This window comes from Mucilaginibacter gotjawali (genome assembly GCF_002355435.1).
GTDB lineage: Bacteria > Bacteroidota > Bacteroidia > Sphingobacteriales > Sphingobacteriaceae > Mucilaginibacter > Mucilaginibacter gotjawali.
In genome coordinates, this window is record NZ_AP017313.1 from 3,131,999 (window position 1) to 3,146,122 (window position 14,124).

Consider the following 14,124-nt stretch of genomic DNA (forward strand, 5'->3'; position numbering starts at 1 on the left):
ATAAAACAAAAAATCATCAAACCATATCAATTAATATATGGTTTGATGATTTGAAATTGATTCAAGTTAATCAATACCCCGGGTTTTGTTTCAGATTTGGATTGGCATTAATATCCTGCAATGGTATCGGGAATACAAGTTTATCTGAGTTAAAAGGTAGCGTCCCGATGGTTTGGCCCAGCCTTTTTGCATCATGGAAAAAGAAACCGCCTTCAAAAGCCAGCTCCCTCACCCTTTCGTTCAGCACATCGTTAACAGTAACTGTGGCAGGTGTGGTTAAACCGGCCCTGCCCCTGATCACTTTTATATCATTAACCGGTGAGTCACCTGTTGGAGTGCCGCCTTTTCGTAAATTAGCTTCGGCCCTGATGAGGTATAACTCTGCCAGCCGGATAATGTGGACGTTGCCATCCACGTTATCAAATTTATGGCACCTTAGGGTTGAGGTAGGATCCGTAGGGTCATCATACTGAAACATTCCAGCCCGGGCATCGCCACTCTCAAAATTACTCAGAAAGCTCGGTACGACGTGTACATCTCCACGGCCACCGTCATTGGATGAAGCGAAGTAGGTATTTAATCCATTTACACCCTGTTGGGAAGTTACCTGTATGGCAAATACATCTTCGGATGTGTTATCAACGTGCACTGCGGTTTGGTTTGGATAGGGAAATTCAGCGGCATAAGTTTTGTTAAGGGAATAGTTACCCGAACTTATTACTTTGGTTGCCTCTGTTGCCGCGTTTGCATAATCACCTTTTTGCAGGTACAAACGGGCAAGTATTGCTGCAGCGGAAAAGCTGCTTGCAGAATAACTGTTATCAGCCGGTAGTTTTGCTTCTGCAGTAGTAAGATCAGTAATGGCCTGCTGGTAAACCTGCGAAACCGATGACCGTGCCACATAGGAAGATGTGCTTATTACTGTTGTAGGTGTGGTCACGATAGGCACACCCGGATTTACGGTTGGATCGCCATCATTCCATGTTTTGCCGAAAATCCGGGCAAGATCAAAATAGGTCAGGCCACGTAAAAATTTAGCCTCTCCTTCCACCCTTTCTTTATCGCCGGCTGCCACTTTATCCAGGTTGGCTATTACATTATTAGCCTGGTTAATCACCTCATAAGCATCAAGCCACAGGCTGTTTACAAAACTATTATCATTTGGTATTTGCTGGTTGGTCATTTGGGTTAATTGCTGGAAGGTGCCGTGCCAGTCAATGGTGGTTTGCGTGGCCATGAGGTCGGGATAAAAGAATACGCCGCCGCCATAAAGGTCCGATAATCCGGCACGGTTATAGGCCCCCACAAGGGTGATCTGTACATCCTGGGCGGTAAGTATTGCCTGGCTCTGGTCAAGTTGCTGGTAGGGTTTAAGATTCAGATCTTTGTTGCAGGCACTAAATACCAATAGCATGCCTAAAACCCCAATATATAATTTGTTAAGTTTTTTCATCGTTTTAGTTTTAAAATCCAACATTCAATCCAAAAGTAACCGTACGTGGTTGCGGCACCGAATAAAAATCATCGCCAAGATTAATATTGCTGGCTAAAAAGTCAGTATTCACTTCCGGATCCCAACCGGTATATTTTGTAATTAAAAACAGGTTATAAGCATTCACAAATATCCGGAGGCGGTCTACTTTGATCTTCGCCAGCATATCCTTAGGGAAAGTGTAGCCTAAGGTCAATGTTTTTAACCTGACATAGGAGCCGCTCGACAAGTACCTGCTAGAAGGGTTGGTACCATTGGCGTAAAACTCCCGAGGTTCAGGTACATTGGTAATGTCGCCCGGCTTGTTCCAGTATTTCATCTGGTCAATGGTTTGGTTATCAAGCCCATTGCCAGCAGCAGTACTCATGTATTGCCCGGCTGCATTGTATATTTTGTTGCCAAATGAACCATAAATAGTAAACGACAGATCAACCCCCTGGTAGGAGAATGTGTTGGTAATACCGCCTGTAATATTGGGCGTTGGATTACCCAATACCACATTTTGCGCAGCGTTATAGTCGTTTGTAGTACTCTTGTTCAGCGAGCCGTCGCTATTTTTAGTATTCAAATAGTACAACGCATCACCATTTGCGGGGTTTACCCCCGCATATTCGCGTCCGTAGAACACGCCGATCTGCTGCCCTTCAATAACACGGTTCAGGTCGGCGCCGTCGCTAATTATCTGGCCCCTTACATTTGTTACCACGTTTTTATTGTAGGATATATTGAAATTGGTGTTCCATTTGAATTTACCAACAAAATTATCTGAGCTTAACGAAAGTTCATATCCCTGGTTGTACATGGTGCCAAGGTTTTGGGTTTGTGTGGCGATACCTAGTGTTTCGGGCACATTTACATTCAGTAACAGGTCACGGGTATTTTTCCGGTAATAGTCAAAAGTTCCGGAAAGACGGTTGTTAAAAAATCCAAAGTCGAAACCTAAGTCGAGTTGCAGTGTTTTTTCCCATTTTAAATTAGGATTGGCCAGTTGCGAAAAACGCTGGCCGCCCGTGCCGTCATAGCCGGCATCCCCCGTAAATAAACCAAGAGAAGGATAATCGCCAATTTCGGCATTTCCTGTTAAACCGTAGCTGGCCCTCAGCTTAAGTTCGCTAAGTGAGCGGCTATCTTTCAAAAAGTCTTCCTGGCTCAATATCCATCCCACAGATCCGGCCGGGAAGGTTCCGTACCGGTTATTTGCACCAAACCTCGATGATGCATCCGTGCGCACGCTTCCCGATAATAGGTATTTGCCTTTGTAAGCATAGTTAGCCCTTGTAAAATAGGATACAAAACTATATTCCGATTGCGAAGAAGAACCTGCGGATATTAATGCTGCTGAAGCTATTTCTTTATAAGCATCCGAAGGGAAATTTTTACCGGATACCGAGTTAGCCATCAAATGGCTGTATTCATAACTTGTACCGGCCGTTAGTTCCAGCGAATGATCTTTTGCGAATAAATTTTTATAGGTAAAGTAGTTATTTACGGTGTAATGGATAATACTTGTAGTTTGATCGTTGCCCAATCCGTCTGGTGTGCCTGTATCCCTTGCAGTAAGGCTGTTAGCATAGCTGTCTTCTGTTTGGTTGGTTTGATCCATGCCAAATTCTGAACGGAAAGTCAAATGATTAATGATATCCCAGTTTGCATAAATATTGCCAAGCGTGCGATTAACATTAGCATGATAATAGGCATTGTTAACACTAATCAGCGGATCATAATACAAAGGAAAATCGCCGTTAGGATCGCCGGGAGGCGTACCGCTAACCAAATGGGTACGCGGATCAATTACCGGTGTAATTGGCGATAAGGCTACAATTTCCAGTGGCGTATTAAACTGATCGTCGTTACTAACGCGCTGGTTATAGGAATGCGTAAAGTCCAGCTTCATACCCACATCAAAGTTACTGAAGATCTTTGAATCAATATTCACCCGTCCTGAATACCGCTGAAAAGCATTTGCCTTGATGATACCGGTCTGGTTGAGGGCCTGTCCGCCAAAATAATAGGTGGTTTTATCATTCCCGCCCGAAAAATTAAGGTCATATTGCTGTTGAGGCGCACTCTGAAATGCCTGTTTTTCCCAATCGGTATTGTATTTATCCCATTTGGTATTTCCCGCAGCAAGCGTTGTAAAGGTACTGTTCAAACTTTCGTTGGCCAGCGCCTCAGCCAGCGTACTGGCATAACCGTTTAAAACATCCTGGTTAGCAGCACCAAGTACGGAACGCTGCTCAATCTGCAGCCATTGCTGCGAGTTTAAAAACTGCCGGTGGCGTGATGGCTCGCTAAACCCGAATTGCGCATCAAATCCAATTTTCGCTGTTCCGGCCTTACCTTTTTTCGTGGTGATGATGATGACGCCATTTGAAGCGCGGGCGCCGTAGATTGCTGATGCAGATGCATCTTTCAAAACTTCATACGACTCAATATCATTAAAATCGATATCAGCAAGCGGGTTTGTAGCCGCGCCATTACTGGAAAGGTTTGTTTGGTTAATTATAATTCCATCGACCACGACAAGTGGCTGGGTACCGGCAGATACAGAGGCAACACCCCTTATGCTGATTTTAACCCCCTGGCCAAGTTTGCCACCGTCTGCCTGGATGTTTACACCAGAGGTTTTACCCTGTAAAGCCTGCTCGAAGGTGGTTACAGGGGTATTTTCTACCTCTTTACCGGATATGGAGGTAATAGCCCCGGTTACATTAGCCCGTTTTTGCGTACCATATCCAACTGTTATGATCACTTCATTTAGTTGTTTTGCATCAATTTCCAGTTGAACATTCAGGGTATTGCCTGAAATGGGCAGGTCAGCTTCTTTATACCCGATGTACCTGAATATAAGTGTGCGGGCATCTTTTGGTAAGGACAAAGTGTACAAACCATTTAAATCTGTTTGCGTTCCCACAGAAGGTGAGCCTTTTACGATCACGCTTACCCCGGGCAAGGGTGATCCGTCTTTTTGATCTGTTACTTTACCACTGATCACCCTGTTTTGAGCATAAATACAGGAAAAAGATGAAAGTAAGAGAAAAAAGGAGAGTAATTTTTTCTTCATAAGCTATATTTTTAAGAGTTAAGGGGATTGTAATTTCCCAATAAAAATCTACAAATACAACGAGATGATTAAAAATATTTACTTTCTATTAAGGATATCGTACAAGAATAGATAAAATGATATAAATATAGCTATTGCAACATAGTTGTTGGTTGCTTAAAACGAAACGTAAATACGGTGAAAAGTGATTATAATGCAGCCAATTGGCGGCTAAAATACCCGGAACAAACCTAAATGGATAAAATAGAGTTAAAAGGCAATAGACAACGTTACCTTTTATTTTATGCCCTGATCGGAAAATTTAAAACGATTGATCAACGTATAAACATGGCATCCGGCACAAAAGCCTGCAAAACTCTCTAATGACGCAAAAATGATCATTATACCGGCAATAACTTTTGAGAGCACGATGAAATTTGATAAGAAGCTGATCAACACCAGAAATAAAAAAGCAACGCCCATAAATGAGGCGAACCTTTTAGGCGCACGGTCAACCGGTTTTGGTTTCAGGCTTAATTGTTTAACTACTGCCCCGCTTATAATAGCAAGCGGGCTATAAGCATTTAAATTGAACGCCCTGAGCAGGAAATCAGCCAGCAACAAGCCAATGGATACAGGGTTTCCATTAATTACATAAAACAAAACAAACAGCACTACAAAAAAAGCTACTACCCTTATCCTGTTTTCATCCACTTTTACAAAATCCACCGGGCAGTCTAAAGTATTTTGTTTTTTATATTGTATTTCTGACTCGATCATTTTAATAATTAAATATATTGTCTATGGAATTTATAGACAATGCAAAAGTAATACTATTTATGTTATTTTAAAGCAATTTGTAAAATGGTACCGATTTCTTTTACAATTTTGACCCATAAGAAACAAATTAGAAAAAATGGTGGTTAGTATTTTAGGCTGCGGCTGGTATGGTAAGGCGCTGGCGGCTGATCTTTTAAAAACAGGCACAATTGTTAACGGTTCTGCAACTTCACCTGAAAAACTGGAAACCCTCGGTAATTCAGGTATCCTGCCCTATTTGGTAAAGTTTGATAATGAGCAAAAAGCATTTGACCCCACTTTTTTTAAGTGTGAGGTAATGGTGATCAGTATTCCGCCCAGGCTTAAGGCGGGTGAAGGCAGCGGGTACCTCTCAAAAATTCAGCAGATCATCAACGCCTGTATTGAATACCATGTTAAAAAAATTATTTATATCAGTTCAACCGGGGTTTATGGAGAATATAATCGTGAAGTAAATGAACTTGACGACCCCAGGCCCGATACCGCTTCGGGTTTGATATTGTGGGAAGCTGAGCAGCTTTTTCGAAAAGAAACTTCTTTTAAAACTTCGGTAATCCGCTTCGGCGGGCTCATCGGTCCGGGGCGTCATCCGGGGCGTTTTTTTGCGGGTAAAACCAATATCCCCAATGGGCTGGCACCCGTTAATCTTATTCATCAATCAGATTGTGTAGGAATAACAATGGCTGTGATAGATCAGGATGCTTTTAGCTATTTGTACAATGCCTGTTCACCCGATCATCCTGCGAAAGCAGCTTATTATGCCGAATTGACTTCAAAAGCAAATATGCCCGCCCCCGGATTTATAAATGAATTGAAAAGTTGGAAGGTGGTCAATAGTGTTAACCTAAAAGCGGAGCTGAAATATGAATTCAAGTTCAAGAAGTTGAATGATTATACATTTTGACGCAAAAGTATATATCAAGGCCTGCGTCTTTGTGCAGGCCATTCAGCCGTATAAAAAACAAAATTGTATACCTGCACCTACTTATGGTAGTCCGGATCCATTTCAGGTTTACGCAAACCAGCTACTTCATCTGCCATTAAGATAAAAACATTCCAGCACAAACCTTTTGTAGATGGCCACCAGCTATCGGTTGTATCCCATTTTGTCGGGGTGAATTCCTTGCTGAAAGGCCATTTCGGATTCAGATAGATCTCGGCCCACACCCTGTTTTCCATTAAGGGCCTGGCTTTTTTCCAGCCATGCTTTAACCCCACAACATAAGCACAATATTCAGGCCTGAACCAGCTGCCGCCGTTATAATAAAAGCCGTCGGTTTTTCCATCACTGTAATTTTCTTCGCCAAATTTTCCAAAAGGCTGGTAATCGCCACTCAGATAGGCCCAGCCCTTTGCATCCCTGGTCAGCCTGATCAGTATAGGTGCCGTAGTGCCATATTCAGGGTGCGGTGAATTAGCAACTTTATTCAGTATAGGGATCTGTTCCAGTTCATTTTGCACCATTTCATCTGTTAGTATCGGCTTTTTAAATAACCACAGCGAAAAAAATTCCGGCTCCAGGTCCGTAAGCGATATCATATCCGGGAAATTCCTGTCAAATAACAGGTGTTTCCTTTTTACGTCATAAAAATTGCGGTATTCGTTCTCCGCCTTTTGGATATAGGCATCTGATATGGAAAAGCCTAACTCTTTAATTGCTTTTAAAGCGATCACCAGCATTCCCTGATTAACCGCCAGGCGGTCGGTTTTGGGGTTGTAATCAATGATATCCAGTTGGTTCATTGGAAAATGCGATCTGCATTTTCCGGTCCTGCCGGGATCAAACTCATTCAATACATAATTAACCGCTTTCTCAATTTTTTCATGCGGAAGCTGTACACCAAAGCGGCGTTTATTCAGCATTGCCCATATCAGCCATTCAATAGTGGCTTCGTTGTCTTTTGCCTCAACAGAACCCATTAACGGTGTAATGATGGTACCGATAGAGCCTTTGGATGTTTGCGTTTTGCCCCACTCCTCCCAAATGGATAAGTTCAACTCTTTGTTGTAAGTTGAAACAGTTGAGAAAAAAGAGTCGCGGTTGTACATATCCGGCGCATAGTTCATATTGGGCACATTAAAGGGCTTAAAATTGTCAACGTCGGTGATCCAGGTGAGCATATTAAAATTGGCATACAACATTTTTTCAATCGCCGAACCTTTAAAGCCCTTTCCTTCGGCCAAACGTGTCTGTGCTGAAATCATAAATTGCTGGTGCGATTTCCATGGCTCAACGAAAATGTACGTGGTTTTTTCCGCTCTTTCGCCTATCTGAAGTACATTGTAAGGTTCTTTTCGCGGATGATTTTCAATGATCTTAAGTTCTTTTATGTCAAACTGAGCTTCCTTACCTGATTCCGAGCCGATGAACATCGATACGCTGTCTTTTTGAATGTAAGGCACCAGGATACTTCTTTTAAAATAAGTCCATTTTTTTTCGTCTATCGGCAGGTTATCGATGTATTTCATTCCATCTTCAAGCTCTACGGTTTTTTGTCCATTTTTAAGCCTGAAAAGTTTTAATGCCAACGCCGCGTTCCCTTTATACCAAAAAGAGACCGTGTAAATCTTTTGATCTTTAAACGGCGTTATAAAATTAATGCCCGATTGGGTTCCCCTATGGCAGGTTACGGAAATATGCCCTTCGCTGCGGCTAAGTTCCGCATTCTCTGCTTTTTGGTCTGCAGGATCAATGGTTAATAAGGTACTGTCGCCTGCATCAAGGTTGTACATTTCGCCAAAGGTTTGGCGGATATAATCATCATTTTTTGCCCTTTCCGATTGCTCAGCAACAGAAAATAAATCCGGATCGGCCAGGCGGCGCAAACCGGTAAAGCCCTGATCACGCCCGCTAAAACGACGTCGTGTATTCCTGGTGTACTGATTTTTATAACCGGCATCAGTTAAAAAACCAACAACATTATTGTCAGGGGTTATAAAGCCTGCTGCCGGGAACATCTCATGGGCAAAGCCCCCCGGGAAATTATCCTCCTCAAAAGTTACATAACGCTGTGGCTTATTTGCCGGCCTGGCTGTTTCCTTTAATATATAATACATCGCCGGCATAGATGGCTGGAACAATTGGATGGTTTTTTTGACAAGATTTGAGTTAACCACCTGGTAGGTTACCGTTATTGACAGATCAGCATCAAATTCGGACAGGTAAAGATTGCTTGATAACATAATCATGTTTTCGTTCCCGGTCCATTTTTGGCCTTTTAAATGATCCAGATTGGCTACGGTGGTTAAATCATGATTAAATAATTGCATGGAGAATTCCTCTGTATTGGTAACCACTAATTGCCGGCCGTTATAAATATCAACATGATACCCATTTTGGGCGTCGCCGGCAGCTTTAAGCGTAAGCTGCTGAGCGAAGGCGCTGAAACCTGCTAACAGGCAAACAAACAATAAAGATAACCCAACCTTAAACTGTACCATAAATAAAGTGTTAAATCAACCTGAAACCGTTATTCATCTTTATAACTCATCTTTTTAATAAACAACAATAAAAAGCGGCCAGTAAAAAAGGCCCCAAATAACATGCTGTTTTTAAAATATTTGAAAGATATATTTGGTTATTGAGTTGCAATACTAATTAAAAAAACCGGTTTTGCAAACAGCTAAAGGTATTTTTTAAAAGCAATTGAATTAACGGGAAGATTACTCATCGCGGCAACTTGTGCTTTATTTACGGAAGTATGGTTATTATTAAATTTAGATTATAAGTCGATTTTATCTTTTGCGATTTCGTAGCCGACAACCAGTAATATAACCAATGTACCCGCTAATACGTCTAATACAGACGCGCCGAAATTTTCTTTTACCTTTTTGGAGAGGTTTACGCCGTCGTTTTTATAACTGATGATGCGGTTTGCGGAATCAATATGAAACTTAATACTTGCTGTATGCAGGGCAACGATTTTGTTTGTTAAAGAATCCTTTATTGGAACGATCCTTGAATTACTGAGGGTGTCCGATTGATTTAACGTTGATAAAGTATCCCGGTAATACACCCATTCCTCAAAACCCGGATAGGGAGTCTTTTTATCCGGTTCCCCTAATTCTTTTACCAGGTCCGCTTTGGTATGCAGGTGATCCACCACTTCCCGGGTATAAACCATTTTACTGCATCCGCTTAAAAACAGCAAAATAAAAAGATAGTATTTACCGGATAAGCGATTCGTTTTCAATGGATTCACACTCAAATATATTTCATTATGATGAAATATAAAAAATATTATCAATACGAACCAACCTTTAGCGTGCCTTATGATAGCTACCGTTGATATAAATTACAAATGTTGGGTGTATTGCATTAAATTTGCCGCTATACATCAGCACCTGTTTATGAAAATACTTTTCTTTTCGGCAAAGCCTTATGATATTATTACGTTTAACCAGCATAATGCCACCTATGGTTTTGAACTGGAATACCTGGAAACCCACCTTGGGCCGCATATTGTTAACGCCGTAGATGAGGGCACCTATGCCGTTTGTGTATTTGTAAATGATAACCTGACCGGAGAAGTGATTGATGTGCTTGCGGCTAAAGGCGTAAAGGTAATTGCGTTGCGCTGCGCCGGGTTTAATAACATTGACCTGGCTGCGGCCAAAAAACACGGTATTACCGTATGCCGCGTACCCGCGTATTCGCCCGAGGCCGTTGCGGAACATGCCGTGGCGATGCTGTTAACCCTTAACCGCAAAACCCATAAAGCTTACAATCGGGTAAGGGAACAAAATTTTTCGTTAAACGGCCTGTTAGGTTTTAATATGCACGGCAAAACGGTTGGCGTGATTGCTACCGGACGGATCGGTAAGGCTTTTTGTAAGATTATGCTTGGTTTCGGGTGCAAAGTGCTGGCGTTTGACCTTTATAAAGATCAGGAGTTGATTGCTGCCGGAGTTGATTACATTTCTTTTGAGGAAGTGCTGCAACAGGCAGATATTATCTCCCTGCATTGCCCGCTCACCCCCGAAAGTCACCACCTCATCAACAAGGAGACGCTTGGCTTGATGAAACACGGCGCCACACTGATCAATACCAGCCGCGGGGCTTTGATAGATACACACGCTGTTATTGCAGCCCTTAAAACCGGCCGCCTGGCCTACCTGGGTATTGATGTTTACGAACAGGAGGATCGCTTGTTTTTTAAAGACCTGTCAGGAAGTATTATTGAAGATGATACTATACAGCGGCTGATGAGCTTCCCAAATGTGCTGGTTACCGGCCACCAGGCATTTTTTACTGAAGATGCACTTGCGCAGATCGCTGAAACTACGCTAAATAACATCAGGCAGTTAAGTGAGGGGATTGCGCCGGATGCGGCGGTGGTTGTAAAGGTATAAAGTGCTTGTAACAGAACGAACAGGCTCAATTTTTGAGCTGCAGCATTTCATCAGCTCCTGTATCCTTTGGGATTTTTGAACTAAACATCGTCGAACTCATTACAGGTAACACCCAACACTTAAAACGAGTACCGGAACAGATCGATATCATATTTACCCGAAAAAATTCCGGGTGACCAGTTGGAAGGGACTACAAATGAATTAGTAAACCAGATGACGTGTGCATCAGCAACATATTGTTCGCCGCCCTTTAGCAGTACCATATTTAACCACTTTCCGGTCGATAGATCAAGTTCACCATAGGCTGGAAATCTTTCTGTGTTTTCACCCTCGTTGTTGCTGATTATTTTTAACGTGTTTTCATTAACCGCAAAGCACGAAGTTGCCGGCCCCTTGCCGTCATAATATACGGGCAATAACTGTTGAAATTGTTGTTTAAGGTTTTGGTCATAACCATTGATGATGAGTGCTTTTTCGAAATAGGAAGAAACAACAGTATAGCCCACTCCAACAGGGCCGAGTTGGGCTACAGTGATCATTTTTTTTTCGACATAAAATTCAGACGCAGCCACAATTAACCGGCCGTTATGTTCCTGGAAAAACCTTACGGTTATATCCTTTTTTTGTGAACCGATATTCGGTTTTTCAAATTGCGGACTCACCTGAACAAAGCTATTTTCCATCGCCCTGATGTGTTTGCCGGTAAATACCTCATTGGCAGATTGCGCTGTGTTTGTTGTGAAATCAAACTTACCCATATAAAGCTCCCTGTCATTATTATGATTATCATGGGCAAGCGCGAGGTAAAGTATATTTCTGTCTTCGTGCGAGGGGGTGATGGCATTAGATGCGATTTCCAGGTCATATCCATTTAGGGTATCACAGTTTAGTGTTATAGGTTTCGAAGGCTCTGTACTGCCATTTTCATATCGCCGGGCAAGTAAAGCGGTGCCACCAGGGGCAGTTAACATAAAGAGATCTCCATGCCCGTTACCTGTCATAGCGATAAAAGTTTCATCGGGGAATTTTGGCTTCAAGTAAACCGGTTCAAGCTTATCGTTCAGGCTTACAACCGTCAAATCTTCCGTGCTATCCCTTAAATGACCATAAAATAGGCTCTGTGTTTTTATATCTGCCAGCCTAACAATTAAACTAAAATCCGAACCATCATTCCGAAACAATGAAGAAGTTCTTTCCTCATGTTTAGCATGCTGCCTGAAGATCTCTTTTTGCAAAACAATTTTCCCGGATTGCGGATCAATTAAAAAAGCGCGAAAAGTATGATCTGTCTCGTGTTTTGAATAATAAGCAGAATCGGCTATTGCCAGGACTGCCCCCTTAAACATTCCGGCGGCCACACCATATCCTTTAAATTGGTTTCTCCATAAAACCTGCATTTTGTTATCCAATCCAATGAGTCCGAAAGTGCTATCGGTAAGCCTTACATGGAGTACTGCCCTGTTTTCGTCTATTTTAAAGGAAGATGTTACGCCCAAAGTCTTTTTAGCAAGGTTTTTATACACCATTGAGTCACGTTGCGCAATTGCAAAAAACGACCACAATAAAAGCAACAGGCTGACAAAATAGCTACGACGGGAAAATCTCATTTATTTTTTAATTTAGGTTGAAAGGTAAATATAGATATACTATACTTTAATCAAACAAAAGGCTTTAAATAATTGTGATTTTTTTTGTGAGTTCCCGGCGATGCAATAAGGATTAAGGCTGGTTTATCTGTTGTTTGGTTGTCGGATATTTTATATGCCCGTTTGCCGATCCGGAAAGTACTGATATACTGAAAATAAAGAAGGTATAGAATTTTTGATCATGGTATGCGGATTCAGAGGTATCGGCGGGTTTTACCGATGATTACCATGCCGCTGCCAGGAAGATTATGGTGCATGCCCGGAGCCGGGACACCGGCCAGTTCCATACGCAAAGTTCTTTATTTCAGGGGATCAATCGGGACGTCCTCAATTGTTCAATCAAATCATAAAAACTTTCCTCGGTATCCTGGTAAGCAGTAAAGCCCAACTTGCGGCTTTTGGACATATCGGTCATGACCTCAATGGGTCTGCCCAGATCCAGGTCGGTATGCCAGGGGCTGGCCAGGCGGGTGAGTTTAGCTTCTTTCAATTCATATTTTTCAGCGATCTGTTGCCAAATCTGACCGTCGTTCGCCATAGTTTGTTCCAATGGATGGATAGTGCCGTCGAAACCCGCAGCCTCTACGCCAAAATACGCAGCGATCCGGTTCCATAAGCGGCTCCATCTAAAAACGTCGCCGTTTACAATATTGAAAGCCTGGTTACGGGCAGCAACAGTTGTCGAAGCCCATAATAATTGAGCGGCCAAAACCCGGGCATCTGTAACATCGGATAAGCCGTTCCATTGCGCTGCTGAACCAGGAAAGATAAAGGGTCTGCCTGTTTCCTTGCAGATCGAAGCATAGACAGCTAAGGTCGTGCCTAAGTTCATGGCATTGCCAACGGCCTGGCCAATCACGGTGTGCGGGCGGTGGACGCTCCAGCTAAAGCCGTCGCGTTCGGCGGCAGCATAAATTTCGTCCTCCTGGGCATAATAAAAGTTCTCCATATTTAGGCGCGGGTGCTCTTCGCGTAAGGGGGTCTCGGGTAAAAAACCTTCCCTGGCATAAGCCTCAAACGGGCCAAGATAATGCTTAAGCCCTGTAACCAAAGCAACATGCTGAACCGACTTTTTCGGAGATAGCACATCGAGCAGGTTACGGATCATCAGGCCATTCACCCGGATATTCTCCGCTTCGGTAGCATTCCGCATCCAGGTGGTGATATAGATATGCGTCGGCGAAATATCAGCTAAGGCGATCTGCAATTTTCTTTTATCTAAAAGATCTGCTGTCACAGGATTTAAGCCGCTGATCTCATCAGTCGGATTCCGTGCCAGGCCATAAGTTTCCCATCCTTCGGTCAGAAGTTGTTTGGCAAGGTTACTGCCGGTGATGCCGCTGGCGCCCACTACCAGGGCGATGTTACTCATGATGCCTGCTGTTCCAGGAAACTGATCAGGTGCTCCTCAAGTAAATCCGTGTTATAATCACTCTCACCAGCCAAAACGATGACGGTCAATTCATCTTCCGTCACGGTTATATTCAGCGCCGGTCCCGCGATCACTTCGGGGAACGATAAATTGATCTCATCAAATACGTGAGCGTATTCGATGGCGAGATTAGATCCCAGTTTTTGATTGATATAAGCTGCGAAATCTGTTTTTAATACGTCAAACAGCTTTTCTGCGCTGAGTGGCTGAATATTTCTGATAGTTGCCATAGGCTTACATAAGCAATACAACCTATTTAAGTTTTATACCTGAGCAACTATATATTTAAAACGATAATACAGGTTCAAAACCTAATTTAATGGCCAGCCCGAAACCCTCC

The 14,124-nt window shown here is 42.7% G+C and carries 10 protein-coding genes; 2 read left to right on the top strand and 8 right to left on the bottom strand.

Features of this window, described 5'->3' with window-relative positions:
• Positions 1-70: 70 nt before the first annotated feature.
• The 3 genes from MgSA37_RS13980 to MgSA37_RS13990 form a co-directional block, all read right to left on the bottom strand.
• On the bottom strand, positions 71-1,453 hold the full coding sequence (locus tag MgSA37_RS13980) for a RagB/SusD family nutrient uptake outer membrane protein (RefSeq protein ID WP_172885326.1): 1,383 nt from the start codon (positions 1,451-1,453) through the stop codon (positions 71-73).
• Positions 1,454-1,463: 10 nt separating this feature from the next.
• Positions 1,464-4,556: a SusC/RagA family TonB-linked outer membrane protein gene (locus MgSA37_RS13985; RefSeq protein WP_096352743.1), complete on the bottom strand. Its 3,093-nt coding sequence runs from the start codon at positions 4,554-4,556 to the stop codon at positions 1,464-1,466.
• A gap of 276 nt (positions 4,557-4,832) precedes the next feature.
• Complete coding sequence (locus MgSA37_RS13990) at positions 4,833-5,315, bottom strand: DUF4395 domain-containing protein (RefSeq protein ID WP_096352745.1); 483 nt, start codon at positions 5,313-5,315, stop codon at positions 4,833-4,835.
• 136 nt (positions 5,316-5,451) lie between these two features.
• On the opposite strand from MgSA37_RS13990, the gene MgSA37_RS13995 reads away from it, so the two are divergent.
• Positions 5,452-6,258 carry an SDR family oxidoreductase gene (locus MgSA37_RS13995; protein WP_096352746.1) on the top strand — a complete coding sequence of 269 codons (807 nt, stop codon included), beginning with the start codon at positions 5,452-5,454 and terminating at the stop codon, positions 6,256-6,258.
• Between the two features lie 77 nt (positions 6,259-6,335).
• Here the strand turns inward: MgSA37_RS13995 and MgSA37_RS14000 are convergent, their stop codons facing one another.
• Together MgSA37_RS14000 and MgSA37_RS14005 are read right to left on the bottom strand one after the other, a co-directional pair.
• Positions 6,336-8,795, bottom strand: coding sequence for a hypothetical protein (locus MgSA37_RS14000; RefSeq protein ID WP_197706135.1), 2,460 nt, complete (start codon positions 8,793-8,795; stop codon positions 6,336-6,338).
• A gap of 281 nt (positions 8,796-9,076) precedes the next feature.
• Entirely contained in the window at positions 9,077-9,547 is a 471-nt protein-coding gene (locus MgSA37_RS14005; RefSeq protein WP_157750574.1) for a hypothetical protein, read from the bottom strand.
• A gap of 157 nt (positions 9,548-9,704) precedes the next feature.
• On the opposite strand from MgSA37_RS14005, the gene MgSA37_RS14010 reads away from it, so the two are divergent.
• Positions 9,705-10,706: a 2-hydroxyacid dehydrogenase gene (locus MgSA37_RS14010; protein ID WP_096357491.1), complete on the top strand. Its 1,002-nt coding sequence runs from the start codon at positions 9,705-9,707 to the stop codon at positions 10,704-10,706.
• A 119-nt stretch (positions 10,707-10,825) separates the two neighbouring features.
• Here MgSA37_RS14010 and MgSA37_RS14015 read toward each other — a convergent pair whose 3' ends face one another.
• The 3 genes from MgSA37_RS14015 to MgSA37_RS14025 all read right to left on the bottom strand — a co-directional run bounded on the left by MgSA37_RS14015 (position 10,826) and on the right by MgSA37_RS14025 (position 14,014).
• Positions 10,826-12,313 carry a hypothetical protein gene (locus MgSA37_RS14015; RefSeq protein WP_157750575.1) on the bottom strand — a complete coding sequence of 496 codons (1,488 nt, stop codon included), beginning with the start codon at positions 12,311-12,313 and terminating at the stop codon, positions 10,826-10,828.
• 343 nt (positions 12,314-12,656) lie between these two features.
• Positions 12,657-13,724 (bottom strand): SDR family oxidoreductase, encoded by a 1,068-nt coding sequence (locus MgSA37_RS14020; protein ID WP_096352751.1) that lies wholly within the window; start codon positions 13,722-13,724, stop codon positions 12,657-12,659.
• Positions 13,721-14,014 carry a hypothetical protein gene (locus MgSA37_RS14025; RefSeq protein WP_096352752.1) on the bottom strand — a complete coding sequence of 98 codons (294 nt, stop codon included), beginning with the start codon at positions 14,012-14,014 and terminating at the stop codon, positions 13,721-13,723. Before MgSA37_RS14025 ends, MgSA37_RS14020 begins: the two co-directional genes overlap by 4 nt.
• Positions 14,015-14,124 lie beyond the last annotated feature (110 nt).

Coding starts and splice junctions, on each gene's coding strand:
- MgSA37_RS14010 (WP_096357491.1), top strand. CDS start 9,705: ATGAAAATACTTTTCTTTTCGGCAAAGCCTTATGATATTATTACGTTT.
- MgSA37_RS14000 (WP_197706135.1), bottom strand. CDS start 8,795: ATGGTACAGTTTAAGGTTGGGTTATCTTTATTGTTTGTTTGCCTGTTA.
- MgSA37_RS14020 (WP_096352751.1), bottom strand. CDS start 13,724: ATGAGTAACATCGCCCTGGTAGTGGGCGCCAGCGGCATCACCGGCAGT.
- MgSA37_RS14015 (WP_157750575.1), bottom strand. CDS start 12,313: ATGAGATTTTCCCGTCGTAGCTATTTTGTCAGCCTGTTGCTTTTATTG.
- MgSA37_RS13985 (WP_096352743.1), bottom strand. CDS start 4,556: ATGAAGAAAAAATTACTCTCCTTTTTTCTCTTACTTTCATCTTTTTCC.
- MgSA37_RS14025 (WP_096352752.1), bottom strand. CDS start 14,014: ATGGCAACTATCAGAAATATTCAGCCACTCAGCGCAGAAAAGCTGTTT.
- MgSA37_RS13990 (WP_096352745.1), bottom strand. CDS start 5,315: ATGATCGAGTCAGAAATACAATATAAAAAACAAAATACTTTAGACTGC.
- MgSA37_RS13980 (WP_172885326.1), bottom strand. CDS start 1,453: ATGAAAAAACTTAACAAATTATATATTGGGGTTTTAGGCATGCTATTG.
- MgSA37_RS13995 (WP_096352746.1), top strand. CDS start 5,452: ATGGTGGTTAGTATTTTAGGCTGCGGCTGGTATGGTAAGGCGCTGGCG.